Consider the following 25,650-nt stretch of genomic DNA (forward strand, 5'->3'; position numbering starts at 1 on the left):
CTATAGGGGCACCGTTATAACCAGCCCGGGGCGTTCAGGCCAGCCCGCAAATGTAAGAAGATATGACCCAGCTAGGCCTGTGCGGCCAGCAGTGCGGTTTCATCCACCTGATCCAGTTGGGCGGTCTCGAGGAAGCGTCTGGCGTAATCGCGCCAGATACCGCTGCTGACAAACAGAACGAACAGATCCGGGTCGATATGCTGTTCACGTACCATGCTCTGCATGATGGCAAGAGCCTGGGAGACCGTCTTGCCAGATTTGTAGGGGCGATCACTGGCGGTCAGAGCCTCGAAAATATCGGCGATAGCCATGATGCGGGCCGGTACGCTCATCTGTGATCCGGTCAGCTGGCGTGGGTAACCCTTGCCATCCATCCGCTCGTGATGGCCGCCGGCAATCTCCGGCACGCAGCGAAGATGACGGGGGAAGGGGAGGTGCTCCAGCATGCGTATGGTCTGGATGATGTGCTCGTTGATCTTGTAGCGCTCCTCCTCGGTGAGGGTTCCCCTGCTGATGGCAAGGTTGTATCTCTCCCCCCGGTTGTAGAGATGGTGCGGTACCTTGACCTTGAAGCCCCAGGGATTGTGCTCGTCGAACCGATCTCCATCCGGACGAGGCACAAGGTGCCAGCACTTGTCGGCCAGCAGTGGCTCGAGGCAGGGCAACTCGGGAGATGGTTCTTTCTGACGCAGCTTGATCTCCTCCCGGCTGATGCCGAGCCGATCGTCCAGGGTGCGCAGCCAGGTGCGGCTGGCGATGGCGTCGAGCCGTTCAATCTTCTCGGGGGCCATCCACTCGCCACCCAGATTGCACTCGGCGATGAAGGCAAACTCCTGATCCAGCTCGGCCCAGCGCGGGGCTGCCTCTTCCCGGCAGGCACTTCTGATCTCTGATGACAAGCGGGCAGCGAGGCACTCGATATAGACATCCCGCTTGAGTACTTCAAAACGGGTGCGGATCTCGTGGATCCGGTCGTAGAGGGTCTCCAGTTTGGTGGCCTTGTCGACCACGAACTCCGGGGTGGTCACCTTGCCACAGTCATGTAGCCAGCTGGCGATATGGATGGCTTCCCACTCCTCCTCGTTGAGAGTGAAATCGGCAAAGGGGCCCTGTCGCTGGGCGCAGGCCGCCTCGGTCAGCATCCGGGTCAGCTCCGGCACCCGCTGGCAGTGACCGCCGGTGTAGGGGCTCTTGGCGTCGATGGCGCCGGCCATCAGCTCGATAAAGGATTCGAGCAGCTGTTTCTGCTCTTCCAGCAAGCGCTGGTTCTCGATGGCGGAGGCGGAAGTGCCCGCCAGCGCTTCGATGAGGCTGATGCGCGATGCCAGCTCCTGTTCGCTGCAGCGTGGCAGGATCAGCAGGAGGTATCCGATCAGCTCCTTACGATGGCCGCAGAGCGGCTCAGCCACCAGCTGGCATGGGTCGGGAAAGGAACCCCAACTGTCCAGGTGTTGCCTCCATGTCGCCTCATCCAGGCTGAGGGAGATGCGCTGGGAAGTGGCCATGCCGGATAGCAATGGTTGTGGCCAGGGAACCTGCCCAAGGGGCAGCTCGGTTTGCTGCCAGCGGGCCTGGACCGGCTGCATCTTTTGCTGTTGGGCCAGGTAGAGGCTCCCCCCTTTTGCCTGTACCGCGGCGATGGTTTCATGCAGGATGCGGCTTAGCAGGGAGTCGAAGCGGTGCTCTGCAGCCAGTGCTCTACCCATGCTCATGAAGTTGCCGAGGGTTTGGCGCATGCCGGACATGGTGCGGGCAAGGTCATCTATCTCCCGGATGGCCGATTCTGGAACCTGCCCCTCGCCAAAGTCGAAACGCTGGATCCGCTCGGCCTCGCGGGTCAGGGCCAGCAGCGGGGTAGCGGTACGGCGGGAGACCATCCAGATCACTGGCAGCAGCAACAACAGGCTGGTCAGCGCCCATGCCATATTGATCAGTGCTTCATTGCGTGCCTGCTGATAGAGCAGATCTGCCGAGGCCAGCAGGGCGATGTAAAAAGGAGTGTCCTTGCCGAGGGGGGAGATATTGACCAGCCACTCTTGTTTTTCCCCTGTGGTCAGGGTCAGCTCCCGGGGAGAACCATCCAGCAGCACAGGCGTCCTCTCTAGCCTAGTTTTCAGCTCGGCCATGACTGGGCCGCCCAGAGCCGTGATCGCTGGCAGCTGGGTTAGCTGATCATAGGCTGGCAGATGTACAGGATCGGCCGCCAGTAGGGTCGCGGAGCGATCGAACAACACTACCTGGCTTTGGAGCGGCAACTGCAGCTCGCCAATCAAGGCCGAGAGCCCTTCGACACTGGCATCCAGCCCGATCACGGCGCGTTGGCTATGGCTGGTGACAGCCAGCGTCATGCCCGGCTCCCTGGTGGTAAAAAAGAGATAGGGGGTGGTGGCGACAATCTTTGATGAACCGCGAGCCAGCCGGTACCAGTCGCGGCTGCGGGGATCGAATCGATAATCCGCCATGGCTCGCCGCCCCAAAAGTTGCAGCTGCTCATCAAAATAGAGGAACTCTCCCCGCCCGCTACTCAGGCTCTGAACCAGCAACTGGCTGCCTTCAGGCACAGCCTGCACCTGGGCCCGGGCACGTTCCGTGAGTTTTCGTACCAGAAAGAAATCGCCACTCTCATAGCCGATGTAGACGGCACCATAGCTGTCGCGATTAGCCAGGATCTCTGCCAACAGCGGCAGATACTCCAGTCGGCTTGCCAGATCGCTCATGTCGGCCAGTCGGCTGCTGGCTAGCAGGCTGAGGGACATGCGGGCTGGCTGCTCGTTCAGTTGCAGAGCGAGGGCCAGCTGTTCCCGGTACTGTTTGAAGTTGTGGCGCTCATGTTCCAGCATCTGGCGAGAGCCCTGCTGGAACTGCAGCAGAATCAGCAGCATGCCCAGCACACTGAACAGCAGGGTAAATAGGGTGGCAATGTGAACATAGAAGGGCTTGCGCCCGGATCTGGCAGTGATCATGGACATTTCCTTGTCACAGTGATGCTTGCGGAGACGATCTGTCAGCAGTGTGTCAATACGATAACAGAAATGACAATACTGGCCTGATATCTGTGCTTTTCCATGGTTGCCCACTGCCAGGCAGAGCTTGGCAGGAGATAGTGATTCATTCAGGTATCCCGTGCTACATTGCCTCACTTGTTACTGGTCTGTAAATCCATGGAGTGACTCATGCCTGCCATCCCCTATTCCGTGCTCGATCTGGTGCCTGTTGCCGAAGGTTCCGTACCTGCCGAGTCATTTCGCCGTTCGCGGGATCTAGCCCGCCATGCCGAGGGCTGGGGTTACCAGCGCTACTGGCTGGCCGAACACCACAACATGCCGGGCATTGCCAGTGCCGCCACCTCGGTGCTGATCGGTCATCTGGCCGAAGCCACCACCACTTTGCGGATCGGCGCGGGTGGCATCATGCTGTCGAACCACTCGCCGCTGGTGATTGCCGAGCAGTTTGGCACCTTGGCTTCTCTCTATCCCGACCGCATCGACCTTGGCCTTGGCCGCGCCCCCGGGACCGATCAGCGCACCATGCGGGCGCTGCGACGTATGCGCAGCGGTGAGGTGGATGATTTCCCAGCCGATGTGCGTGAGCTGATGAGCTACTTTGGCGACGAGATCGGCGCCGTGCAGGCGGTGCCTGGTCAGGGGCTGCATCTGCCCATCTGGCTGCTGGGCTCCAGCCTCTACAGCGCGCAACTGGCGGCGGCGATGGGCTTGCCGTTCGGTTTTGCCTCCCATTTCGCCCCTGCCATGTTGCTGCAGGCGCTGGAGATCTACCGCAGCCAGTATCGCCCCTCCGCTCGCTGGCCCAAGCCCCATGCGGTGGTCTGTATCAATATGATCGCCGCCGACAGCGAGCGGGAGGCACGCTTCCAGTTCACTACCGTGCAGCAGCAGTTCTTGCGTCTCCATCGCGGTGATGCGGGCAAGCTGCCCGCGCCGGTCGTCCAGCTTGGTGACGAGTGGGCGCCCCGTGAGCTGATGGCGATGGAGCAGACCCTGGCCCGCTCGCTAGTGGGCAACCCGGAGCAGGTTCGTCATGGACTCAAGGCGCTGCTGGCGGAAACCCGTGCCGATGAGCTGATGTTCAATGGGCCCATCGTCGATCATCAGGCCCGACTGCGCTCCTTTGAAATTGCCGCCGAGCTGATGCAGAGCCTGTGATTACACATCCGGGCACATCTGCATGTGTGGCAGAGCTTGACCTTATATCTCTTTATGTTTATTTAACTAATTGATTTTAAAGAGTTGTCAGGTTGATGTCGGCCATCTGTCGTGTCACCTTTCGCGGTGCAAGCCCTATGCTGGCCCTGTCAATTACCACAAGGAGTTCGAGATGATCGTCAGGAAGTTGAGATTGCAACGGGGTTGGTCTCAGGATCAGTTGGCAACGTTGACTGGTTTGAGTGTCCGCACTATCCAGCGGATCGAGCAGGGGCAGCAACCCGGACTGGAATCTCTCAAGGCCCTGGCCGCCGTCTTTGAACTCGATGTGGCTCAACTGGATGGATCAGAGCAACAGGAGCGCGAGATGAGAGGAAGTGACACTATGGGGCAGGATGCGGTGCAGGTATCGGCAGAGGAGCGGGCGGCAATGCGCTATGTGGAGGAGCTAAAGGGCTTCTATCACCATGTCGCCAGCTACGTGGTAGTGATCTGCGGGCTGTTTGTCATCAACTACCTGAGCAATCCGGAGTACATCTGGGCCTGGTGGCCAACCCTGGGATGGGGGCTGGGACTTGCCTCCCATGCTGTTCGGGTGTTTCAGCCCTTCAAGCTGTTTGGCCCCGAGTGGGAGCGGCGCCAGATCGAGAAGCGGCTGGGGCGCAAGTTGTAACATCATTCGCCGGAAAACAGGGAACCTAAACAGCAAGCCCGGCAACCAGCCGGGCTTTGTTATTGGAACGGGTTGTAGCCATCCGTGCGGCAGCGACCGCCCGATTGCAGCGCACTCCCTAGCTGGCGTGAACCGGGCAGGGGGTGGCGATCAGGGCATCATCCTCGTAGCGCCACAGGGTCAAGTTGTTGCCCCAGACACAGCCGGTATCGAGTGCCTTGATGTCGCTCTTGCCGGTGTTGCCCATCAGGGCTGCCCAGTGGCCGAACACCAGAATGGGATCGTCCACATGGTGTTCGCGCTGCTCGAACCAGGGACGCAGCCCCGGGGTCGACTCCTTGGGCCCCTTCTTGCATTTGAAGTCGAGACGACCGTCGAAATAGCAGAAGCGCATCCGGGTGAAGGTGTTGATGATGTAGCGGTAGCGGTCGATCCCGACCAGATCATCTTTCCAGCCATCGGGCTGGTCACCGTACATGTTGTGCAGCAGCCAGCTGTACTGGTCACCGCGCAGCAGGCTCTCTACCTCGCGGGCGCAGTTGCGCGCGGTGCGGACATCCCATGCGGGGGAGATCCCGGCATGCACCATCATGATGGGGAGATCCGGATGTTCGGCCAGCAGTGGGCGGTGGCGCAGCCACTCCAGCAGTTCATCCCGATCAGGGGCATCCATCAGGCTTTGCAGCTTGTCTTTCTTCTTGAGCGGTGCAACGCCATCGGCGACCGCCAGCAGGTGCAGGTCGTGGTTGCCGAGCACGGTAACGGCACGGTTGCCCAGCCCTTGGACAAAACGCAGGGTATTGAGGGAGTCCGGGCCGCGGGCGACCAGATCGCCGCAGAGCCAGAGCACGTCATTTTCGGGATCGAACGCGGCAAGATCCAGCAGACGGCGCAAGTCGTCGTAACAGCCCTGGATGTCACCGACAAAACAGTTCGCCATGAAACCTCAGTTGATAATATTGGGGATAGCCAGCGTGAAGGGGGCGATGGGCGCCTCAAACTGCTGACCAGAGCCATCTTGCAGGGTATAGCTCCCTTCCATCACCCCAAGCGGGGTCGCCAGCGGCACGCCGCTCTGGTAGCGGTAGGTCTCACCTTCGGCAATGACGGGTTGTTCCCCGACCACGCCCGGGCCTGCCACTTCCAGCATCTTGCCATTGGCATCGGTGATGAGCCAGCGTCGATGCAGCAGTTGCACCGGGCCGGGCCCCAGATTCTCAATCTCGATCAGATAGTGAAACTGGTAAGGGTCTTTGGAGCCCGCCACATACACGGGGTATGGGCGGATCTCGATGTGCGGGAGTGCCACAGGATCAGGCCTGTTGCTGATCCGCCAGCCAGTTGGCGATCATGACAAACTGCTCGAGGGAGAGATTCTCCGGGCGCAGGTTGCCATCGATACCAAGTTCGGTCAGCTGGGCGTCGGTGATGAAGTTGGAGAAGCTGTTGCGGATGGTCTTGCGACGCTGGCCAAAGCCCTCGGTACAGACGCGATTCAGACAACGAATGTCTTTTGCGACTATGGTCGGATTCTTGTGCGGGATCAGGCGAACCACGGCAGAGTCCACTTTCGGCGCCGGTTTGAAGGCACCCGGGCCCACTTCCAGCACAGGCACTACCTGACAGTAGTACTGGGTCATCACGCTGAGACGGCCATAAGCCTTGCTGCCCGGGCCTGCGGCCAGACGCAACACCACTTCCTTTTGCAGCATGAAGTGCATGTCTTCTACCCGATCAGCGAACTCGCACAGGTGGAAGATGAGCGGGGTGGAGATGTTGTAGGGCAGGTTGCCGAAGATACGCAGCGGCCCCTTGCCTTCACCCATCAGGGTGCCGAAGTCAAAACGCATGGCATCCGCTTCGATGACGGTCAGCTTGTCTTTGAGGGTCGGGTGCTCGCGCAGGCGAGCTGCCAGGTCCCGGTCAAGCTCGACCACGGTCATTTTGTCCATCTGGGCGGCGACCGGCTCGGTCAGCGCGGCCAGACCCGGACCGATCTCCACCAGATTCTGACCCGGCTGCGGGTTGATGGCGGCGACGATTTGATCGATCACATACCGGTCGTGCAAGAAGTTCTGACCGAAACGCTTACGGGCCGTGTGGCCCATGTGCACCTTACTGCTCATATCTTTTTTTCTCTACCATCTTGATGGCGTGGTTAATCGCGGTGACAAGGCTGCCCGGATCGGCCAGGCCCTTGCCTGCCAGATCCAGCGCGGTGCCGTGATCCACCGAAGTGCGGATGAAGGGAAGCCCCAGGGTGATATTGACCGAACTGCCGAAGCCCTTGTATTTGAGCACAGGCAGCCCCTGGTCGTGGTACATGGCGAGTACCGCATCCGCATCCTTGAGGTATTTCTCCTGGAACAGGGTGTCGGCCGGCAATGGGCCGACCAGATCGATCCCTTCCTGGCGCAGGGTGACCAGGGCGGGTTCGATCACGTCAATCTCTTCACGTCCGAGATGGCCACCTTCCCCGGCGTGGGGGTTGAGGCCGCAGACGTAAATACGGGGTTTGGCGATACCAAACTTGGTGGCGAGATCCTCGTTGAGGATCCGGATCACCTTGCCGAGGCGATCTTCGGTGATGGCCATCGCTACATAGGCCAGCGGAATATGGGTAGTCGCCAGTGCGACCCGCAGCCCCTCGGTTGCCAGCATCATTACCACATCGGCAGTGTTGGATTGTTGGGCAAAGAACTCGGTGTGGCCGCTGAACGAGACCCCGGCCTGGTTGATGATCCCCTTGTGCACCGGCCCGGTCACCACGGCGGCAAATTCGCCGCTCATGTTGCCATCGCAGGCACGCTGCAGGGTCGCTAGCACATAGGCGCCATTGCCTTCGTTCAGCTCGCCCGGCACCACGGGGGCGCCGAGAGAGACAGAACATACCGTCAGGGTGCCGGCTCGCTGCGGTTGTGCCGGTTGACTGGCATCATAGGGCTCAAGCTCGATGGGCAGCCCCAGCAGGGCCGCTCGCTCGCGCAGCAGCGCCGGATCGGCGATCACCACCAACTGGTGGGGCCAATCCTGCTGGGCAATCTGCAGCACCAGATCCGGGCCGATCCCGGCCGGTTCGCCCGGGGTAACGGCAAGGCGACGGCAGCTCATCAGCTCGCAGATCCTTCGACACGGATGTAAGCCTCATCACGCAGCTCGTCCAACCAGGCCTGGGACTCTTCCACGAAGCGGCGATTGTAGATCAGCTGATAGGCACGCTGTTCCAGAGCCTTGTCAGTGGCATCCTGGCTGCGACGATCTTCCACTTGGACGATGTGCCAGCCGTGGCTGGTGCGGAAGGGGGCGCTGATCTGGCCTGGTTGCAGCCGGTTAACCATGTCGCGAAACTCTGGTACATAGACGTTGGGATCAGACCAGCCCAGTTCGCCACCCTGCACCGCAGAGCCCGGATCTTCGGAATACTTCTCCGCCATGCTGGCGAAGCTTGCCTTGCCGCTCTTGATGTCGTGCAGAATGCCGTCCAGCATCCCCTTGGCTTTCTCTTCGCTCAGGATGATGGAGGGCTTGATCAGGATGTGACGGGCCTTCACCTCGGTCTGCATCACTTGCTGCTGACCCTTGGTGTCGAACACCTTGACGATGTGCAGACCGGCGCCGGAGCGCAGCGGGCCCACGATATCGCCCTTCTTGGTACCCTGTACCGCTTCGGCCATCAGGGTCGGCATCTCTTGCGGGCTCATCCAGCCCCAGTCACCCCCTTCCAGCGCCTTGGGGCCGTTACTCTCGGCAATGGCCAGTTTGCGGAAGTCGGCACCCTGCTTGAGGGCGGCCAGAATGTGCTCGATCTTGCTCTTGGCGGCATCCAGCTGGGCGGCGGTGGGGTTGTCCGGCAGGGCAATCTGGATATGGCCGACGTGGTATTCGTTCTGCTGTTGACCCTGTTTCTTCAGGATCTCCACCACCTGCTTCACCTCCTGCTCGGAGATGTTGATACGGCGGCGCACCTGATTGCGGCGCACCTCGTTCATCAGGATCTCGCGGCGAACCTCTTCCCGATACTGGGCATAGGTCATCCCTTCACGGGCGAGCTGGGCGCGCAGCTGATCCAGGGTCATCTTGTTGTCGGCGGCGATGCCCTGAATAGCCTGTTCCAGCTGGGTATCACTGATCTTCAGCCCCTGGCGATCCGCCAGTTGCAGCTGCAGGCTCTCCTGGATCAGACGGTCGAGTGCCTGTTTGCGCAGAGTGGCATCGTCAGGCAGAGACTGGCCGCTCTCCTGGGCGGAGAGTTTTACCTTGTTGACCAGTGCGTCCTGTTGACTGGACAGCACTACGTCCTTGTTGACCACGGCCAGCACTTTGTCCATCAGCTCGGGCGCAGCCAGTGCGGCCTGGCTCATGGCGCCGAACATTCCCGCGGTCAGCAGGGCAATCAGGGTCTTTTTCATATCCATCTCTCAAGGCTGGACCAGCATCATTGCTGGTCTTTCAGATTAAACGGGCGAACATAGGGCAACAGCTCGGTATCCAGCGTGACACTGCGGCCACCGGTACCCACGCTGCCAAGTCCCTTCATTTCAAACTGCAGACCAATGACTTTTTCCGAAGTGGGCTTCAGAGTGATGTTGTCCGGCTGGTTGTGCCACTCCAGGCTCATGTTGATGCTCCAGCAGCAGGAGTCGTATTTGACACCGATCTTGCGGTCAATGTTCACATCCTGCTTGATATCGCGATAGTAACCGCCATACATCTGCCACTGATCGGCGATCGGCGCCATCATCACCAGACCAGCCTGGCTGAGGTCTTCGGCCAGAGCAGGATTGCTCGGGTAGCGATAGTCCCGGTTGCCGTCCTGGATATAGCGGTAGTTGACCTGGGTGGTCAGCTTGCCGGTCCGGTATTCGACTGCACCGTTGCCGGCAGTAAATTCCCCCTCGGAGGTATCGTACTGGGTGCCGGCATGGGCGAACCACTCATCGGTGATCCGGGCATCCCCCTCGAACGAGAGCAGGGAGCGGGCGTTGGTGTTTTCCTGATCGGACGGGTAGAGGCGCACCTTGGGAGGTGTCATCTCGAAGGCCTGGGCTACCGCCAGACGTAACCGCTCATCCCCCACATTGTCATAGACCCGGCTGGTCAGGCCAACGGTGACCCGGTTGGCATCGCTGATGCGGTCGAGACCGGCGTAGCGGCGATCGCTGAACAGGCTGTAGTAGTCCTGACGGGTAGTGGTGGAGTCGTAAATCCCTATTTCGTCCTGATTCTTGTAAGGGATATAGAGGTACTGGAACTCAGGCTCCAGGGTCTGGGTGCCCTTGCCATCATACCAGTCTACCGGACGATCGAAGTTGACGCCCCCCTTGAGGCGGAAGGACGGCAAGGTGCGGGTAATGGTGCCGTCTTTCAGGGTCAGCTGCTGGCTATCTGCGTCTGTAAATTTACTGCGATCCTGGCTAATCAGGTCTTTGGGGATCTCCTGGTTGTAGGAGGTAAACATCAGTTTGTACTGGCTTATAAGGTAGTAACCCGGCGCATCGACCAGGGGGATGGTCAGGGTGGGAGCCAGATGCAGACGGGTAGCGGTATAACGCTCACCGGCCTGCTGGGCAGTGGCGCTGCCGCTGTCATAGCCAAACTTGGTCAGCTCGCTGTTCCAGGCCAGATCGAACCATTTCCCCTGCTGGAAGTAGTTGTAGTTGATGCGTGGCAGCATTTCGTGGGGCAGCAGCGCGTAGGGACTCAGGATCTGATAGCGACGCACCTCGGAGGTGAGGTTCCAGTTCTGCTGGTAGTAACCGGCGGTAAAGGATTGCTGCAACTGGCTGTCGACCTGGGTGCCCACTTGCGGGCTGAAGTCGTTGAAGTAGTTGTAATCCTTGTCCCGTACCTGGGTGTAGTCGATGCCTAAACGCAGGGAGCCATCCATCAGGGTGGATCCGTGACGAATATTCATCAGGTAACGATGACCATCTGAGAGGTACGGAGTCCCTGTCGACGGGTTGGTAAAGCTCGGGTTGCCAGCATCATACTGCTTGTCATCCCTGAGGCTTTCAAAATAGAGGGTACCGGTATGGGCTGGGTCCGGCATGTAGCGAAACTCTACCTGTTCCATCAGGCCGCGTTTGTCCATAAAGCGGGAGGTGATGGTGGCATCGTAGTTGGGGGCAATGTTCCAGTAGAAGGGCTGGGTGATCTCCATGCCGTTGCCGGAACTCTGTTTGTAACCCGGGTAGAGCAGACCTGTCTTCCGTTCATCCTTGATGGGGAAGTTTATATAGGGGAAGTAGAACACCGGGTAGTCATAGAGCCAGAGGCTGGCGTTCCAGGCTTCGCCGAACACCTCTTTCTGGTCGATGTCGATGCTGCCCGCCTTGAGGGTCCACACTTCCTGACCGGGGGGGCAGGTAGTGTACTGGGCTCCCTCCATGGTGATGTTCTGGTTGTTGTTGGTCATCACCACGCGTTTGGCAAAGCCGCGCACCGGTGAGCCATGCACCTGATACTTGCCCTCCTCCAGCTCGGAGTTTTTGGTATCCAGGTTGGATTTGAGGGTCTTGTCGCTGGTGACGGTCACCTGACCGTCGTTGTAATAGATGTTGCCGATGGCGATGACATCCCGGCTCTTCTGATCGAGCTGTGCATAATCGGAGTCAAACTTGCGAACACCCTGACGAACCTTGACGTCGCCTTCATAGACGGCGGTGCCGCCCTGTTTGGCCTCGAGACGGTCAGCATCAACCTCGACCGGCTGCGCGTTGGCATCCTGATCCGATGCAGGCTTCTCTATCTTGGGAACATAGTCATAGCAGAGACTATCGAGAATGCCGGTGGCTGGCGGCGCTTCGAACGGGGCCGCCTGCACCATCATAGGAGTGAGTGCGGGGGCCAGGCTGATAGTCAGGGCGATGGGATAGCGGTACCCCAGTGTCCGTTTGGTCATGTGAAAGACTCGTGCAATCCGTGATAGATACGGTTGATCCAAGGCATGCATTTTACGACAGGTTTCATCGAGTTGACATTGCATGTCATTGCTTTATGTTAGCCGGCAATGATAAAGCATTATTGCGGCCAGGGCTAACAGCCAAGTGCTGCTTTCCACCTTGGTCCTCTACTTATGCACGATCGCGATTCCCTGCTATTGCAGTGGGCACTCCGTATTTCCGGTGATGCCAATCTTCAGTTGACCCTCATTTCCGGTGATGCCAGCTTCCGTCGCTACTATCGCGGTGGTGGTCTGGTTTGGGTGGATGCCAATCCGAAAACCGAAAAAAATCATGAGTTTGTTCGTAACGCGGCCGCCTTGCAGGCGCGTCAGCTGTTGGCGCCAGAGGTCAAGGCGGTGGACTACGAACAGGGTCTGCTGGCGGTGAGTGACCTGGGCGATACTCAGCTGATCAGCTGCCTGAACGAACACAACGTACTGGCCTGGTATGGCAAGGCGATTGATTTGCTGCCCCGCCTGGGGGCGGTTGAACTGGCGCTTGAACCCTTCGATGCGGCATTTATGGCGCGGGAGAACAGCATTTTCCCCGAGTGGCTGCTCGGCCATCATCTGCAACTGAGCCTGAGCCATGAAGAGCAGCAACTGCTGGACGAGACCTTTGCCTGCCTCACCGCCTGCAATCTGGCCCAGCCGCAGGGGGTGATGCATCGGGATTTCCACAGTCGCAACCTGATGGTATGTGGCGGTGATACCCCCGAGAGCAGCCGGCTGGCCATCATCGATTTTCAGGATATGGTCATCGGGCCGCTCACTTATGATCTGGTCTCCTTGCTGAAAGATTGCTACGTGCGCTGGCCGGACGAGGTGATCGATGAAGGGATGCGCCACGGCTTTGCCACCCTGCAACAGGCGGGTCTGCTTGGCGAGCTCGATTATGCCAGTTTCCGTCGCGATGCCGATCTGACCGGCATGCAGCGCCACCTCAAAGCGGCCGGAATCTTTACCCGGCTCTATCATCGCGACGGCAAGTCCGGCTATCTCAAGGATATTCCCCGTACCCTCGGCTACGTGGTGGATGTCTGTCGCACTCATGGTGGTGCCTATCCGGTACTGGCCCGTTTTGGTCAGTGGTTGGAGCAGGTGGTGTTGCCGGGGGTCGCCAATGCAGGGGTAAAACCATGAAGGCGATGATCCTGGCCGCTGGCCGTGGCGAGCGGATGCGCCCGCTGACTGACCTGCTGCCCAAGCCGCTGCTGGCGGTGGGGGGCAAACCGCTTATCGTCCACCATATCGAAAAGTTGAAGTCAGCTGGCGTGACCGAGCTGGTCATTAACCACGCCTGGCTCGGCCACAAGCTGGTCGAGAGCCTTGGTGATGGCAGTGCGCTTGGCGTGACCATCCACTGGTCAGCCGAGGAGAGCGCGCTGGAGACCGCGGGCGGCATTGTGCAGGCGCTGCCGCTACTGGGCTCTGAACCTTTTTTGGTGATCAACGGCGATACCTGGCTCGATCTCGATTATCACACTCTGGTCAGCCAGCCCCTTGGCGATGATCTGGCCCACCTCTGGCTGGTGCCCAATCCGCCCCAGCACCCCGCCGGGGACTTTGCCTTGCAAGAAGGGCGAGTTATGGATACGCCAGCGTTTACCTTCAGCGGGGTCGGACTATATGATCCGGCGGCCTTTGCCGGTCTCGCGGGCGGTGCCCGCAAGCTGGCGCCCCTGCTCCGTGACTGGATGGCGCAAGGGCGGGTGGGCGGCAGCCTGCTCGCTGGCGAGTGGCGCGATATCGGCACGGTCGATCGACTGCGCGAGCTGGATGACCAGCTCCAGGCCCGCACTCATTAACTTCAAGAGGTCTTGAACCATGCGTATTTGGGGTAAGGTGCTGGGCGCCTTCTTCGGTTTTCTGCTCGGCAATATTATCGGCGCCCTGATTGGCCTGTGGATAGGCCACCGTTTCGACCGTGGCATGGGGCTGCAGGGGGCGTTTCGTCGCGGCCCGAGTCAGGCGCAGCAAGCCGTCTTCTTCCACGCCACCTTCTCGGTGATGGGTCACATCGCCAAGTCAAGCGGTCAGGTGACCGAACAGGAGATCCGGGTTGCCTCCAACCTGATGGATCGTATGCGGCTGGCGGGCGAACAGCGTGCCCGGGCGCAGGAGTCGTTTCGTCTCGGTAAGGAGGCTGACTTCCCGCTGCGCGAGACCCTGGCCGAGTTCCGCCGTGCCAGTCTGGGGCAGCGCGACATTCTGCGCTTCTTCCTCGAAGTGCAGTTGCAGGCGGCCTTTGCCGACGGGCGGGTAGAGGAGGGCGAGCGCGCCATTCTTCACACCATCGCCGACGAGCTGGGTTTCAGTCGCATCGAGCTGGCCCGCATTCTGGCGATGGCCGAGGCACAGATGAACTTCTTCAATCAGGCCCATGGCCAGTATCAGAGTGGCCATTCCGGTGGTCAGCAGTATCGGCAGGAGCCGCCTTCTGCGGATCGCCTCAAGAATGCCTACCAGCTGCTGGGGGTAAGCGAGAGCGACAGCGATCAGGATATCAAGCGTGCTTACCGCAAGGAGATGAGCAAGCATCACCCGGACAAGCTGGCCGCCAAAGGGCTGCCGCCGGAGATGATGGAGATGGCCAAGGAAAAGACCCAGGAGATCCAGCAAGCCTGGGAGTGGATCCGCGAGGCGCGCGGTATCCGTTAAGCGCCAAAGTCAGGCTGGAACAGACAATAAAAAGCCCCGCAGCAGTGCGGGGCTTTGTTTTGCCGTGTGGCGTAGGCCGGGTTATTTGGCCGGAATCGCTTCCAGCACGTGCACCAGCAGTTGCCAGAAACGCTCGACCGCCGGGATATGCACCTTCTCGTCAGGGGAGTGGGCCCCGCGGATGGTCGGGCCGAAGGAGACCATGTCCCACTCCGGATAGGCGCTCTTGAACAGACCGCACTCGAGACCGGCGTGGATCACCATCACGTTGGGCATAGTGCCAAACAGAGTCTGGTAGCTGTTGCGTACCAGCGCCATGACGGGGGAGTCCACGTTTGGCGCCCAACCAGGATAGGCTCCGGTGAATTCGCAGCTGGCACCCGCCAGGGTGAACAGGGAGCGGGTCATCTGCTCGATGCTCTCGCGACCGGAGTCAATCAGGGAGCGGATCAGGCACTGGACGTACACTTCGCCATCCTGAGTCTTGATGACCCCCAGGTTGGTCGAGGTTTCGGTCACGCCGGGCATGGCATCGCTCATGCGCATCACGCCGTTCGGGCAGGCCATCAGGGCATCCAGCAGGCGCTGCTGCAGGGAGACGCTCATCAGCTTGGCCGGTTTGGCGGCGTTGTTGACCAGCACGGTCAGGTTCGGCTCGGTGGCGGCCAGTTCGGTCTGGTAGATCCCGGTGTAGCGGTCAACCAGCGCCTTGAACTCGTTCACGCTGGCAGCGGGCACCAGCAGGGTGGCACGGGCTTCGCGCGGGATGGCGTTGCGCAGAGTGCCGCCGTGGATCTCGGCCAGACGAACACCCAGCGGCTCGGCTGCTTTGAGCAGACGTACCAGCAGCTTGTTAGCGTTGCCACGGCCGCGATGGATATCGCAACCGGAGTGGCCGCCACGCAGCCCTTTCACGGCCAGCTCGAACGCTTCGCCTTCGCTGGCGTCAACCAGCTCGAGCTGGAAGCGGATATTGGCATCCACACCGCCAGCGCAGCCCATATAGACTTCGCCATCCTCTTCGGAGTCGGTGTTGAGCAGAATTTCGCCCTCCAGCCAGCCCGCTTCCAGACCGAATGCGCCGGTCATGCCGGTCTCTTCGTCGGTGGTCAGCAGCACTTCCAGCGGACCGTGTTTGATGGTCTTGTCAGCCAGCACTGCCAGGCAACCGGCCATGCCTATGCCGTTGTCGGCACCCAGAGTGGTGCCACGGGCCGTGACCCACTCGCCATCTACATAGGCATCGATGGGATCGGTCGCGAAGTCGTGTTTGGTGTCGGCGTTGGCCTGCGGCACCATGTCGATGTGGGCCTGCAGTACCACGGCTTTGCGGTTTTCCATCCCCGGGGTGGCCGGTTTCTTGATGATGATGTTGCCGACCTTGTCCTGCTTGACCGCCAGACCTTCCCCTTGAGCCCATTGGATGATCCAGGCGCTCAGTTTGGCTTCATGTTTGGAAGGGTGGGGAATGGAGCAGATCTGTTCGAAGAAATGCCAAATCAGTTTGGGAGAGAGAGAGCTAAGCTGTGCCACGTCGGGACTCCTTACCAGCACGGAATTAACAGGGCCCCATCAGCGGGCCGGGGAAGAGGATAACGATAATACAGTCAATCACACAAAAATGTGAGCAATCAGCGCAAATCGCAGGCAGCTTGTGCTGGCTGATGGCAACCAGGCAGTACGATCGTCAGGTTCGGACGACGCTGACCGATAGAAAAGAAAATGTGTGACCGATCTCACAAAAATATTGAATTTAATGCACCGACTGGTAAATTAGCTCCCGTGGTTCGCCACCCGTCAGGATGACGATGAAAGCCTCCAGGGAACCGAAGCAAAGCAAGTGCGCCTCCATGGAACCGAGTGTTCGTTCAAGGATTTGAGCCCGCATTAAAGGTACGTAACTTGTTAAGCAATCAGGAGTTTCAATATGCCAGGCAGCAACTCAACCTATTGGTTTGCCCCCTCTTTGTATACCCAGGGTTTCAGCTACCCTAACCCCTTCGTCACTCGTCGCTAAGACGAGCTGCCCAACCTGGCAGAGGCGAGAAAGCAGCAGGTGCGTGAGGTAAACCCTCCCCCTGCTATTTTTTTATCTGCGATTTGCCGCACAGTCCCATTTGGGCTCGGTAGTAGGGACGGCAGGTTATTCGTTTGGCGCTCGAGATGGGCCGAATGGAGAGGGTGATGCCGATTTTTCCTGTTTTTGGCATACGTTTGCCAGGCATTTTCTCTGCAAACGGTGCTATCATATCGGCCCAACAGCCTGTCCGCGGTTTGGACACATCATCTAACCGATCGCCGGATAAGCCCATCTTGCTTCCATTGTTATCAGATTTGCTGCCGAGGCTTAGCCCTGAGGCAGCCGAAGTGCAATCTGAATTCAGTCGGGCAAGGGCCGCCATTTACTGGCATCCGCAGGGAGAATTGCGGATGTTGTTATTTTAAGTGATTGTTTTTAAATAACTATTCGAGATCGATAACATGCCGAAAAAGTTCTATGTGTCGTGGGACAACCTGCAACGTGAAGCTCGCCGTCTGGCCCGTCGCCAGCTGCCTGTCAGCCAGTGGAAAGGTATCATCGCGGTCAGCCGTGGTGGTCTGGTGCCCGCAGCCCTGATGGCCCGTGAACTTGGCATTCGTAATGTGGAAACCCTCTGCATCTCCAGCTATGACCACGACAGCCAGCGCGAGTTGGTAGTCGTTAAAGCTGCCACCACCGCCGGTGACGGCGAAGGCTGGCTGGTGGTGGAAGATCTGGTAGACACCGGCACTACCGCCAAGGCGATCCGCGAGCTCTACCCGAAAGCCAAGTTCATCGCGATCTTCGCCAAGCCGATGGGCGAAGCGCTGCTGGACGATTTCGAAGTGGCAATCCCGCAGGATACCTGGATTGAACAGCCGTGGGATATGGCGCTGGAGTTCGCCACACCGATCTGCGACGAAAAGTAACGGGATCGGGATGTGACGTTCAGAGCGTCAATTGGCCGCACGCGGCAAGAATGGTTTCACAGGGCTCCTTGATGGAGCCCTGTTTTTTTGTGTATCAATCTGTTGCAGGGTGGCTGATGGGCAGTAAAAGTGGTTAAGATGAGCTATTGCCTGATATGAATAGGACACAATCTTGGACTTGAACGACGACCTCAATCTGACCGAAAAGCTGTTTACCCGGGTCAAGAAGGTGCTGGAAACTTCCGAGATCTCCAACTCCAGCCCGGCGGACATTGCCGAAGCAGAGTCAGACGAGATGTTTATCGACGGCTCCATGTCAAAGAGCTGGTATCGCCTGCTGCGCCGCCCCTCCTGGGCCTGGCAGGGGGCCGACCCGGTCGAGGTTGAGCAGACTCTGGCCCGCATCGCCATAGCGACCGGTGAACGCACCCATGACTGCTATCTCGATACCATCAAGGGCTATGTGCCTGGCAACTGGATCTATGAGTGGAGCCAGGTGGCTGGTAACTACTTCAAGCTTGGGCGCGAACTGCGTGAGCAGGGGGATGCAGCTGGCGCCTTGAAACAGCTGCTCAAGGCGGTGCGCTACTATTCCATCGCCAGCTACCCCCATCTCAAGGATGATGAACTGGCGGATCAGGCCCAGCTGCTTGGCAATATGGCCTATCGCGAGGCGGGCCGGTTGTTCAAGGTGCCGCTCAAAGAGATCCAGGTGCCCTTTCGCGGCAAGCATATTCAGGGTTATCTCCACCTGCCGACCACCGACAAACCGGTGCCTCTGGTGATCATCAGCGGGGGGATCGACTCTCTGCAGCTCGATTTCCTCAACTTCTATCTCAAGCGACTCGAGCCCAACGGCATCGGTATGCTCTCCCTCGACATGCCGGGCATCGGCTATGCCGAGCATTGGCCATTGGTACAGGATACCAGCCGCCTTCATCAGGCTGTGCTGCACTATCTCTCCGAAGTGGCCTGGGTCGATCATCAGCGTATCGCTATGGTCGGTATGCGATTGGCAGGCAATGTGGCGGCACGTCTGGCCTTTATCGAGCCATTCAAGCTCAAAACCGTGGTCTGTGTCGGGGCCGGGGTCAATCAGGTGTTTACCAATCAGGAGTTGTTTGCCAAGTGCCCGCGCATGATGCGGGACAGCCTGGCCAACCGGTTGGGCGCTGATGCGGCTCATTGGGATACCATGCGTACCAAGTGTCAGGTATTTTCACTGAAAACGCAGGGATTACTGGGGACTCGCACCTCTGTGCCGATATTGAGTATTGGACACAAACGAGATTTCATCTGTCCCGAGCAGGATGTACGGGCATTGGCGGCGGCCAGTCGTAACGGCAAGGCCATCGTCTTCGACAAGCAGCCCTTGCTTGAGGTGTATGACAAGGCGCTGGACGAAATCGTCGAGTGGCTGAAACAGCATCTATGTATCTGATGCGCTGAAGGACTGACGCCATCCCGAGGTGGCGCGGCTTGTTTAACAGGGAGGTTAACATGTCTGAAAGAGTGACCTACAAGCGGCTGCTGCGGCAGTTTGCTGCCATTGGCCCCTATCTGCGCGAAGATCTCTGTGAAGAGGGGCGTTACCGCTTCGACTGTTTGTCTGTCTGCGTCAGCGCCAAACCGGCGCCGGACAAGCGGGAGTTCTGGGGCTGGTGGCTGGTGCTGGAGCAGGATGATCACCAGTTCCGGTATCACTATCAGTTCGGTTTTTACAATGCCGATGGCGAGTGGCTCGACAAGCCGATCCCCAAGAAGCATCAGGTTGAGGTGGAACGCACCCTCAACCGCTTCTACAAGCTCATCAGCGACAAGCTGGCCACACTTGAGTGTCACTTGTCTCCTGCCGAGCAGGTCACCAACGAGTTGACTGTAACGGCTGCCTGATCCCCTGAAGCCCTGCGAGTTGCTTCTGTCACTCGCAGGGCTCCAGTTCTCTCTCCTCCTGTTTTTTTCTCCTCCTCCACCGCACCATGAATTGCCTTGCAGGGCTCCATGGCCGTGGGTATAAAGATATTCCTTACTTTTTTAGCCTTTATGCTCCCATGGAAAACAGAACCATAGTCGTCAAGTTGGGCACCAGCGTGCTCACAGGGGGGTCTTCCCAGCTCAATCGTGCCCATATGGTCGAGCTGGTCAGACAGTGTGCGGCCTTGCACCGTCACGGCCATCGGGTCGTGGTCGTCACCTCGGGGGCTATCGCCGCCGGGCGTGAGCATCTGGGCCACCCGCCACTGGCGCCAACCTTGCCCAACAAACAGATGCTGGCGGCAGTCGGTCAGACCCAGCTCATTCGGGTGTGGCAGGATCTGTTCAACCTCTATGGCTTGCATATCGGCCAGATGCTGCTGACTCGCGCCGATCTGGAAGATCGGGAGCGCTATCTCAATGCCCGCGACACCATGCGCACTCTGCTCGATCACCGCATCATTCCGGTCATCAACGAAAACGATGCAGTGGCGACCGCAGAGATCAAGGTGGGCGACAACGACAACCTCTCCGCCCGCGCCGCCATTCTGGCGGATGCCGATCTGCTGATCCTGCTCACCGACCAGAAGGGGCTGTTTACCGCCGATCCGCGTACCAATCCCGATGCCCAGCTGATCGAAGAGGTGCAGACCATTGACGATACCCTGCGCTCGCTGGCAGGTGACAGTGTCAGTGGCCTCGGTACCGGCGGCATGGCCACCAAGCTGCAGGCGGCCGATGTGGCGCGCCGCGCAGGCGTCAACGTGGTGATCGCGACCGGCCAGATGCCGGAGGTGATCGGCCGTCTCGCCAAGGGCGAGCGTATCGGTACCCTCTTCCCGGCGCTGGCCTCCCCGCTGGAAGGGCGCAAGAGCTGGATCCTGGCAGGCCCGCCCCCTCACGGCGAAGTCCATGTGGATCAGGGTGCTGTCGCCGCCATGAAGGATAAAGGCTCCAGCCTGCTGCCCAAGGGGATCGTCGCGGTCAAAGGCGACTTTATTCGGGGCGATGTGGTGCGCATTCTTGATCCCAAGGGCGCCGAGCTGGCCCGCGGCATCTGCCGTTACGACCATCTGGAGCTGGATAAGCTGCGCGGCGTCCACTCTGATCAGATTGAACAGGTATTGGGCTATGGCTACGGCTCTGTGGCCATCCATCGAGACGACATGGTGCTGCTTTAATCAGGGCGGCACGGCATGAACAAAGGGAAATGAGATGAGTCTGGAGAAAATGGGGCAGGCGGCCCGTGAAGCCGCCTATCAGCTGGCTACTGTCAGCACGGCGCAGAAGAACCGGGCGCTGGCCGCCATCGCCGACGAGCTGGAGGCGCGCAGTGAGCAGATCCTCGCCGCCAACGCGAAAGATATCGCCGCCGGCCGTGAGGCGGGCCTCTCAGAGGCGATGCTGGATCGCCTGCTGCTCAATCCGGCCCGGCTAGCCGGTATCGTGGCAGATGTGCGCAAGGTGATCACGCTGGACGATCCGGTCGGCGCCGAAATGGATAGCCGGGTGCTGGAAAATGGCCTGCGCCTCTCCCGTCGTCGGGTGCCCATCGGGGTTATCGGCGTCATCTACGAGGCGCGCCCCAACGTCACCATCGATATCGCCAGCCTCTGCCTCAAGACCGGCAACGCCAGCATATTGCGCGGCGGGCGCGAGACCTTCCACTCCAATCTGGAGCTGGTGCGGGTTATCCAGCATGCCTTGGCGGCCTCCGGCCTGCCCGAGGCGGCGGTGCAGTATATCGACAACCCGGATCGGGCGCTGGTCGGCGAGTTGCTGCGTCTCGACCGCTATGTGGACATGATCATCCCCCGTGGTGGCGCGGGCCTGCACAAGATGTGCAAGGAGAACAGCTCCATTCCGGTCATCATCGGCGGCTTTGGCATCAGCCATATCTTCGTCGACGAGAGCGCCGATCTGGTGCGCTCTCTGGCGGTCATCGACAACGCCAAGGTGCAACGCCCCTCCGCCTGCAATGCCCTCGATACCCTGCTGGTACACGAGAAGGTGGCAGCCACCTTCCTGCCGCAACTGGTGACGCTGATGAACGAGCGCAAGGTGACGCTGGTGGCCGCGCCCAACGCCATAGCGCTGCTGGCGGGTGCCGACAACCTGTGCGAGGCGGGGCCGGAGGATTTCGATACCGAGTGGCTCGGGCTGACCCTGGGGGTCAAGTTGGTGGCAGACGTCAACGAAGCGCTGGCCCATATGCGCGAGCACAACGCCGGCCACTCCGATGCCATCCTGACCAACGATCTGGCCAACGCCGAGCGTTTCGTCAATGGCGCCGGTTCGGCTGCTGTCTATGTCAACGCCTCCACCCGTTTCACCGATGGTGGCCAGTTTGGTCTGGGCGCTGAAGTGGCGGTGTCGACCCAGATGCTGCATGCCCGTGGCCCCATGGGGCTCACCGAGCTCACCAGCTACAAGTGGGTAGGGCAGGCCGATTACCTCAGCCGTGCCTGATAATCGGCTGTTGCAAAAAAAAATGCCGACCACAGGGTCGGCATTTTTTTCGCTGGCATCGGGCCGATACCACGCCGTGCGCTATTCCTCGGGGTTATTCCCCGTGATAGAGCTCCTTGTCACCGGACTTGAGCACATAACCCTTCCAGATGAAGAGGGTGTAGCCGCTGCCCTGCCACGACCAGTTGCCCTCCACACCTTGACGGGTCAGCAGGTGCTGCTCGCCGCTTGGCAGATGCAATTCGGCCTGCGTCTGGTCGGCATTGAACATCACGAAGGCGCTGCTGGTCTGGCTGGCATCGGTCGGATTGAGCCGGATACCCTCTTCAAACAGGCGCACACATTTGCCAGTCAGCGCTGACCACTGATAGCCCGCACTGCCGATACAGCCGTGGCTGTCGCGATCGCCGCCCACCAGATGTTGTTCCGGTGTACTGCATGCCGCCAGCAGCAGAGAGGCGGCCATCAGGGTCAAGGTGCGCATGGTTACTCCTGAAGATCCCGTTCGATGACGATGTTGGAGAATCCCAGCTCCTTGAAGTAGTTCTCCTGGTAATCCTTCACGCTTTTCTTGTCACGGCGACATACCTGAGCCAGCTGGGCCTCCATGGCGTGAAAACTGGTGAGATCCAGCCCTTCGGCAGCGGCGATGGCGTCGTAGATGCTGCGGAACTTGTCGTTCGCGTAGCCGATCTCTTTGGCCTGCTTTTTATAGGTATACGTAATCTTAAAGGCCATCTTGCCCTTCCTTCTTCGATTTGGCTTGCTTGCGCTGGACGTAGAGGTAGAGGCTTTCGACCTTCTCCCGAGCCCAGGGGGTCTTGCGCAAGAACTTCAGGCTGGACTTGATGCTGGGATTATCGGTGAAGCAGCGGATATTGATCTGCTGCCCCAGCTCTTCCCAGCCGTAGTGTTCGACCAGCGCGGTGACGATGGCTTCCAGCGTCAGCCCGTGCAGCGGGTTGTTTTTCTGCGAGGCGTTTGGTTGCTCGCTCATGCCTGCTCCGCCAGCTTGGCAAAGGGCTGACCCATGCGGGTGGTGACGCCATTGGCCAGATGGGGTTCGAAACCGGCCAGCATGCCCGGGCCAAACAGGCAGACCACGGTGCTGCCCAGCTTAAACAGGCCCATTTCGGCGCCTTTCTGCAGGGTAATGGCTTCGTCGCCGGTGTAGTCCCAGCGCACCACCTCCTTCTCTTTGGTCGGCGCAATGTTGCCGGCCCAGATGGTCTCGATGCTGGCCACGATAGTGGCACCGACCAGCACCAGCGCCATGGGGCCGTGCGGCGTGCGGAAGGTGGCGACCACCCGCTCGTTGCGGGCAAACAGGTTGGGCACGTTCTCGGCGGTGAGCGGGTTGACGGAGAAGAGATCCCCCGGCACGAACACCATGCTCTCCAGTACGCCGTCCAGCGGCATGTGGATGCGGTGATAATCCTTGGGCGCCAGGTAGATGGTGGCGAAGTCGCCATCCTTGAACGGTGCCACCAGATCCTCATAACCGCCCAGCAGCTCGCGGGCGCTGTAGTCGTGGCCCTTGGCCTGAATGATGCGACCCTGCTGGATGGGGCCGAGCTGGCTGACGGTACCATCCACCGGCAGCGCCAGAGTCATGGCATCTTCTACCACGGGGCGGATACCGGGCTTGAGCTCGCGGGTGAAGAACTCGTTGAAGCTCTTGTAGTGGGCCGGGCTCTCGTGCAGCGCCTCGCTCATGTCGACCTTGTACTGCTTGATAAAAGCCTCGATCACTTTGGTGGTGATGTTGCCCGCTTCGGCAGCGGCAAATTTGCCGATCAGACGGGAGAGGGCGTGCTTGGGCAGACAGTATTGACCGGCAATTTTCAGGTTGTCAGTAATGCTCATGTTCATCATCAACGTAGGTTTATTAGGGTCACAGGCGCGCCTGTTGGCGACCGTGACGGGCTTCCTGCATGGTTTCCAGGATGCGGTGATAGTTGTGGAAGCGATCAGCGCTGATGGCGCCCGCGTCGACCGCGGCGCGCAGGGCACAGCCGGGATCGTCCTTGTGGGTACAGTCGCGGAATTTGCAGCCACCCAGATAGTCGCGAAACTCGACGAAGCACCAGGTGATGCGGTCGGCTTCCAGATGCCAGAGGGCGAACTCGCGGATCCCGGGGGAGTCGATGAGATCGCCACCGCTCGGGAAGTGGTAGAGCCGCGCCGTAGTGGTGGTGTGCTGGCCGAGCCCCGAGTTTTCGGAGATCTCGCCGGTCAGTACATCCAGCCCCGGCATCAGGGCGTTGGTGAGGGACGACTTGCCCACCCCGGACTGGCCAACGAAGATGCTGATCTTGTCGGTCAGAGCAGCTTTAAGCTCATCCAGCCCTTCGCCGCTCTCGCAGCTCACCAGCAGCACCTCGTAATTGAGTTTGCGGTAGGTTTCGAGCTGGCTTTCGATGCGCACGCGGGCGGCATCATCGAGCATATCGACCTTGTTTAGCACGATGAGGGGGCGGATCTCCACATCCTCGGCAGCCACCAGATAGCGGTCGACGATGTTGGTGGAGAACTCGGGCATCACCGCCGAGACGATGATGATCTGGTCGATATTGGCGGCGATGGGTTTGACCCCGTCGTAGAAGTCCGGCCGGGTCAGTACCGAGTGGCGAGGATGTACCGCCTCGATGACGCCCGCTGTCGCGGCATTGAGGCCGGGACGCCACACCACCTTGTCGCCACAGACCAGACTGCTGATGCTGCTACGCCGCAGGTTGCTGCGGTGGATGGTGCCATCGACCGCTTCCACGTCTGCGTGCTGACCAAAACGGCTGATCACCACCCCTTCGATGGCGGGGCCAAACAGGGTGTCATCCACCACTGTGGTGTGATCTTTTTGCAGCCGCCGTTCGCGGTTGGCCTGGACGCGCCTTTGTTGACCCAGATTGAGTTTTGCTTTCTTTGCCACTCGATTCGCCAGTTTATGAACAGATCCAAAGCCAGTATGATACATGCAAATTGGCAAAATTCCGCCATTCCTCCCAATAGAGAGAGCAATCATGACAGTCAGCGCGCAGAACCTGGTATGGATCGACATGGAGATGACGGGTCTCGACCCCGAAGAGAACGTGGTACTGGAGATTGCCACCATCGTCACCGACAAGGATCTGAACGTACTGGCCGAAGGGCCGGTCATCGCCATTCATCAGAGTGATGAAGAGCTGGCCAAGATGGACGAGTGGAACGTCAACACCCATACCAAGAGCGGTCTGGTCGCCCGGGTCAAGGCGAGTCAGCACGATGAGGCGAAAGCCATTGCCGAGACCCTCGAGTTCATTCGCCAGTGGGTGCCGGAGCGCACCAGCCCGCTGTGCGGCAACAGCATCGGTCAGGATCGCCGCTTCATGGTCAAGCACATGGCCGAGCTGGAAGCCTTCTTCCACTACCGCAACGTCGACGTCAGCACCATCAAGGAGCTGGTACGCCGCTGGCAGCCGGAACTGCTGGATCAGTTCAAGAAGAGCGGCACCCACCAGGCGCTGGACGACATCCGCGAATCCATCGCCGAGCTGCAGTTCTATCGCAGCCACGTCTTCAAGATCTGATTCCCCGGCAAGGGTTTGTCATACTCTGGCTGCTAAAATCGACAGTTCGGCCAGCTTTTGAGCGAACGCGCGCAACCAGACAAAAAAGCCCTTGCAATTGGAATGACTGCTCTTATAATTCGGCTCCCGTACAGTAGCGCAAGCAACCAAATGCTGTACGGCCTGTTTTAAGGTAGTTGCGGGAATAGCTCAGTTGGTAGAGCACGACCTTGCCAAGGTCGGGGTCGCGAGTTCGAGTCTCGTTTCCCGCTC

Annotated in this window: 24 protein-coding genes and 1 tRNA gene; 12 read left to right on the plus strand and 13 right to left on the minus strand. The window is 59.6% G+C overall.

Annotation, left to right across the window (positions count from 1 at the left end; translation table 11 throughout):
* Positions 1–71 precede the first annotated feature (71 nt).
* Positions 72–2,963, minus strand: coding sequence for an HD domain-containing phosphohydrolase (locus G5253_RS18320; RefSeq protein ID WP_421203945.1), 2,892 nt, complete (start codon positions 2,961–2,963; stop codon positions 72–74).
* Between the two features lie 210 nt (positions 2,964–3,173).
* Here G5253_RS18320 and G5253_RS18325 point away from each other — a divergent pair, with 210 nt between their 5' ends.
* Both G5253_RS18325 and G5253_RS18330 read left to right on the plus strand, forming a co-directional pair.
* Complete coding sequence (locus tag G5253_RS18325) at positions 3,174–4,163, plus strand: luciferase-like monooxygenase (protein ID WP_421203947.1); 990 nt, start codon at positions 3,174–3,176, stop codon at positions 4,161–4,163.
* A 172-nt stretch (positions 4,164–4,335) separates the two neighbouring features.
* Entirely contained in the window at positions 4,336–4,836 is a 501-nt protein-coding gene (locus G5253_RS18330; RefSeq protein WP_021231934.1) for a 2TM domain-containing protein, read from the plus strand.
* Between the two features lie 118 nt (positions 4,837–4,954).
* On the opposite strand, the gene G5253_RS18335 is transcribed toward G5253_RS18330, so the two are convergent.
* Genes G5253_RS18335 through lptD form a run of 6 tightly spaced genes read right to left on the minus strand, consistent with a single transcriptional unit; the run spans position 4,955 to position 11,737 of the window.
* Positions 4,955–5,776 carry a symmetrical bis(5'-nucleosyl)-tetraphosphatase gene (locus G5253_RS18335; RefSeq protein ID WP_421203949.1) on the minus strand — a complete coding sequence of 274 codons (822 nt, stop codon included), beginning with the start codon at positions 5,774–5,776 and terminating at the stop codon, positions 4,955–4,957.
* Positions 5,777–5,782: 6 nt separating this feature from the next.
* Positions 5,783–6,145: a Co2+/Mg2+ efflux protein ApaG gene (gene apaG / locus G5253_RS18340; RefSeq protein ID WP_031227971.1), complete on the minus strand. Its 363-nt coding sequence runs from the start codon at positions 6,143–6,145 to the stop codon at positions 5,783–5,785.
* A 4-nt stretch (positions 6,146–6,149) separates the two neighbouring features.
* Positions 6,150–6,962 (minus strand): 16S rRNA (adenine(1518)-N(6)/adenine(1519)-N(6))-dimethyltransferase RsmA, encoded by an 813-nt coding sequence (gene rsmA, locus G5253_RS18345; protein WP_005339016.1) that lies wholly within the window; start codon positions 6,960–6,962, stop codon positions 6,150–6,152.
* Complete coding sequence (gene pdxA, locus G5253_RS18350) at positions 6,952–7,947, minus strand: 4-hydroxythreonine-4-phosphate dehydrogenase PdxA (protein ID WP_201987519.1); 996 nt, start codon at positions 7,945–7,947, stop codon at positions 6,952–6,954. The genes rsmA and pdxA overlap by 11 nt, the downstream gene beginning before the upstream one ends.
* Positions 7,947–9,245 (minus strand): peptidylprolyl isomerase SurA, encoded by a 1,299-nt coding sequence (gene surA / locus G5253_RS18355; RefSeq protein WP_266135378.1) that lies wholly within the window; start codon positions 9,243–9,245, stop codon positions 7,947–7,949. The genes pdxA and surA overlap by 1 nt, the downstream gene beginning before the upstream one ends.
* A gap of 26 nt (positions 9,246–9,271) precedes the next feature.
* The gene (gene lptD, locus G5253_RS18360) at positions 9,272–11,737 is read right to left on the minus strand and encodes an LPS assembly protein LptD (RefSeq protein WP_421203950.1); all 2,466 of its coding nucleotides are present in this window, start codon (positions 11,735–11,737) and stop codon (positions 9,272–9,274) included.
* Positions 11,738–11,911: 174 nt separating this feature from the next.
* Here lptD and G5253_RS18365 point away from each other — a divergent pair, with 174 nt between their 5' ends.
* From G5253_RS18365 to djlA, 3 genes are read left to right on the plus strand one after another with little or no spacing between them, the layout of a single operon-like run.
* A complete protein-coding gene (locus tag G5253_RS18365) occupies positions 11,912–12,922 on the plus strand; it encodes an aminoglycoside phosphotransferase family protein (RefSeq protein ID WP_421203952.1) in 1,011 nt (336 codons plus the stop codon).
* Positions 12,919–13,587, plus strand: a complete 669-nt coding sequence (murU, locus tag G5253_RS18370) for an N-acetylmuramate alpha-1-phosphate uridylyltransferase MurU (protein WP_216952940.1) — start codon at positions 12,919–12,921, stop codon at positions 13,585–13,587. The genes G5253_RS18365 and murU overlap by 4 nt, the downstream gene beginning before the upstream one ends.
* A gap of 19 nt (positions 13,588–13,606) precedes the next feature.
* On the plus strand, positions 13,607–14,440 hold the full coding sequence (gene djlA / locus G5253_RS18375; RefSeq protein ID WP_216952941.1) for a co-chaperone DjlA: 834 nt from the start codon (positions 13,607–13,609) through the stop codon (positions 14,438–14,440).
* An 81-nt stretch (positions 14,441–14,521) separates the two neighbouring features.
* On the opposite strand, the gene G5253_RS18380 is transcribed toward djlA, so the two are convergent.
* Positions 14,522–15,973, minus strand: a complete 1,452-nt coding sequence (locus G5253_RS18380; protein ID WP_216952942.1) for an aminoacyl-histidine dipeptidase — start codon at positions 15,971–15,973, stop codon at positions 14,522–14,524.
* Between the two features lie 948 nt (positions 15,974–16,921).
* Between G5253_RS18380 and gpt the strand changes: the two genes are divergently transcribed.
* The 5 genes from gpt (at position 16,922) to G5253_RS18405 (ending at position 21,832) form a co-directional block, all read left to right on the plus strand.
* Positions 16,922–17,389 (plus strand): xanthine phosphoribosyltransferase, encoded by a 468-nt coding sequence (gene gpt / locus G5253_RS18385; protein WP_005339007.1) that lies wholly within the window; start codon positions 16,922–16,924, stop codon positions 17,387–17,389.
* Between the two features lie 172 nt (positions 17,390–17,561).
* On the plus strand, positions 17,562–18,830 hold the full coding sequence (gene frsA / locus G5253_RS18390; RefSeq protein ID WP_227342000.1) for an esterase FrsA: 1,269 nt from the start codon (positions 17,562–17,564) through the stop codon (positions 18,828–18,830).
* Positions 18,831–18,889: 59 nt separating this feature from the next.
* The gene (crl, locus tag G5253_RS18395; RefSeq protein WP_320655273.1) at positions 18,890–19,282 is read left to right on the plus strand and encodes a sigma factor-binding protein Crl; all 393 of its coding nucleotides are present in this window, start codon (positions 18,890–18,892) and stop codon (positions 19,280–19,282) included.
* Positions 19,283–19,440: 158 nt separating this feature from the next.
* Complete coding sequence (gene proB / locus G5253_RS18400) at positions 19,441–20,544, plus strand: glutamate 5-kinase (protein ID WP_005338991.1); 1,104 nt, start codon at positions 19,441–19,443, stop codon at positions 20,542–20,544.
* A 34-nt stretch (positions 20,545–20,578) separates the two neighbouring features.
* A complete protein-coding gene (locus tag G5253_RS18405) occupies positions 20,579–21,832 on the plus strand; it encodes a glutamate-5-semialdehyde dehydrogenase (protein WP_421203954.1) in 1,254 nt (417 codons plus the stop codon).
* 94 nt (positions 21,833–21,926) lie between these two features.
* Here G5253_RS18405 and G5253_RS18410 read toward each other — a convergent pair whose 3' ends face one another.
* Genes G5253_RS18410 through rsgA form a run of 5 tightly spaced genes read right to left on the minus strand, consistent with a single transcriptional unit; the run spans position 21,927 to position 24,761 of the window.
* Positions 21,927–22,316 carry a hypothetical protein gene (locus G5253_RS18410; protein WP_421203956.1) on the minus strand — a complete coding sequence of 130 codons (390 nt, stop codon included), beginning with the start codon at positions 22,314–22,316 and terminating at the stop codon, positions 21,927–21,929.
* 2 nt (positions 22,317–22,318) lie between these two features.
* Positions 22,319–22,570 (minus strand): DUF2960 domain-containing protein, encoded by a 252-nt coding sequence (locus G5253_RS18415; protein WP_005338984.1) that lies wholly within the window; start codon positions 22,568–22,570, stop codon positions 22,319–22,321.
* The gene (locus G5253_RS18420; protein ID WP_005349372.1) at positions 22,560–22,829 is read right to left on the minus strand and encodes a VF530 family DNA-binding protein; all 270 of its coding nucleotides are present in this window, start codon (positions 22,827–22,829) and stop codon (positions 22,560–22,562) included. Before G5253_RS18420 ends, G5253_RS18415 begins: the two co-directional genes overlap by 11 nt.
* The gene (gene asd, locus G5253_RS18425; RefSeq protein WP_421203958.1) at positions 22,826–23,698 is read right to left on the minus strand and encodes an archaetidylserine decarboxylase; all 873 of its coding nucleotides are present in this window, start codon (positions 23,696–23,698) and stop codon (positions 22,826–22,828) included. The genes G5253_RS18420 and asd overlap by 4 nt, the downstream gene beginning before the upstream one ends.
* A 28-nt stretch (positions 23,699–23,726) precedes the next feature.
* Positions 23,727–24,761, minus strand: coding sequence for a small ribosomal subunit biogenesis GTPase RsgA (gene rsgA / locus G5253_RS18430; protein ID WP_167565827.1), 1,035 nt, complete (start codon positions 24,759–24,761; stop codon positions 23,727–23,729).
* Between the two features lie 91 nt (positions 24,762–24,852).
* Here rsgA and orn point away from each other — a divergent pair, with 91 nt between their 5' ends.
* The gene (gene orn / locus G5253_RS18435) at positions 24,853–25,398 is read left to right on the plus strand and encodes an oligoribonuclease (protein ID WP_088870062.1); all 546 of its coding nucleotides are present in this window, start codon (positions 24,853–24,855) and stop codon (positions 25,396–25,398) included.
* Between the two features lie 178 nt (positions 25,399–25,576).
* Positions 25,577–25,649, plus strand: a tRNA-Gly gene (locus G5253_RS18440).
* The last annotated feature ends 1 nt before the right edge of the window (position 25,650 follow it).

This window comes from Aeromonas sp. 602658 (genome assembly GCF_049173005.1).
Taxonomy (GTDB): Bacteria; Pseudomonadota; Gammaproteobacteria; order Enterobacterales; family Aeromonadaceae; genus Aeromonas; species Aeromonas veronii_A.

Coding starts and splice junctions, on each gene's coding strand:
- G5253_RS18320 (WP_421203945.1), bottom strand. CDS start 2,963: ATGATCACTGCCAGATCCGGGCGCAAGCCCTTCTATGTTCACATTGCC.
- G5253_RS18325 (WP_421203947.1), top strand. CDS start 3,174: ATGCCTGCCATCCCCTATTCCGTGCTCGATCTGGTGCCTGTTGCCGAA.
- G5253_RS18330 (WP_021231934.1), top strand. CDS start 4,336: ATGATCGTCAGGAAGTTGAGATTGCAACGGGGTTGGTCTCAGGATCAG.
- G5253_RS18335 (WP_421203949.1), bottom strand. CDS start 5,776: ATGGCGAACTGTTTTGTCGGTGACATCCAGGGCTGTTACGACGACTTG.
- rsmA (WP_005339016.1), bottom strand. CDS start 6,962: ATGAGCAGTAAGGTGCACATGGGCCACACGGCCCGTAAGCGTTTCGGT.
- pdxA (WP_201987519.1), bottom strand. CDS start 7,947: ATGAGCTGCCGTCGCCTTGCCGTTACCCCGGGCGAACCGGCCGGGATC.
- surA (WP_266135378.1), bottom strand. CDS start 9,245: ATGAAAAAGACCCTGATTGCCCTGCTGACCGCGGGAATGTTCGGCGCC.
- lptD (WP_421203950.1), bottom strand. CDS start 11,737: ATGACCAAACGGACACTGGGGTACCGCTATCCCATCGCCCTGACTATC.
- G5253_RS18365 (WP_421203952.1), top strand. CDS start 11,912: ATGCACGATCGCGATTCCCTGCTATTGCAGTGGGCACTCCGTATTTCC.
- murU (WP_216952940.1), top strand. CDS start 12,919: ATGAAGGCGATGATCCTGGCCGCTGGCCGTGGCGAGCGGATGCGCCCG.
- djlA (WP_216952941.1), top strand. CDS start 13,607: ATGCGTATTTGGGGTAAGGTGCTGGGCGCCTTCTTCGGTTTTCTGCTC.
- gpt (WP_005339007.1), top strand. CDS start 16,922: ATGCCGAAAAAGTTCTATGTGTCGTGGGACAACCTGCAACGTGAAGCT.
- crl (WP_320655273.1), top strand. CDS start 18,890: ATGTCTGAAAGAGTGACCTACAAGCGGCTGCTGCGGCAGTTTGCTGCC.
- proB (WP_005338991.1), top strand. CDS start 19,441: ATGGAAAACAGAACCATAGTCGTCAAGTTGGGCACCAGCGTGCTCACA.
- G5253_RS18405 (WP_421203954.1), top strand. CDS start 20,579: ATGAGTCTGGAGAAAATGGGGCAGGCGGCCCGTGAAGCCGCCTATCAG.
- G5253_RS18410 (WP_421203956.1), bottom strand. CDS start 22,316: ATGCGCACCTTGACCCTGATGGCCGCCTCTCTGCTGCTGGCGGCATGC.
- G5253_RS18415 (WP_005338984.1), bottom strand. CDS start 22,570: ATGGCCTTTAAGATTACGTATACCTATAAAAAGCAGGCCAAAGAGATC.
- G5253_RS18420 (WP_005349372.1), bottom strand. CDS start 22,829: ATGAGCGAGCAACCAAACGCCTCGCAGAAAAACAACCCGCTGCACGGG.
- asd (WP_421203958.1), bottom strand. CDS start 23,698: ATGAGCATTACTGACAACCTGAAAATTGCCGGTCAATACTGTCTGCCC.
- orn (WP_088870062.1), top strand. CDS start 24,853: ATGACAGTCAGCGCGCAGAACCTGGTATGGATCGACATGGAGATGACG.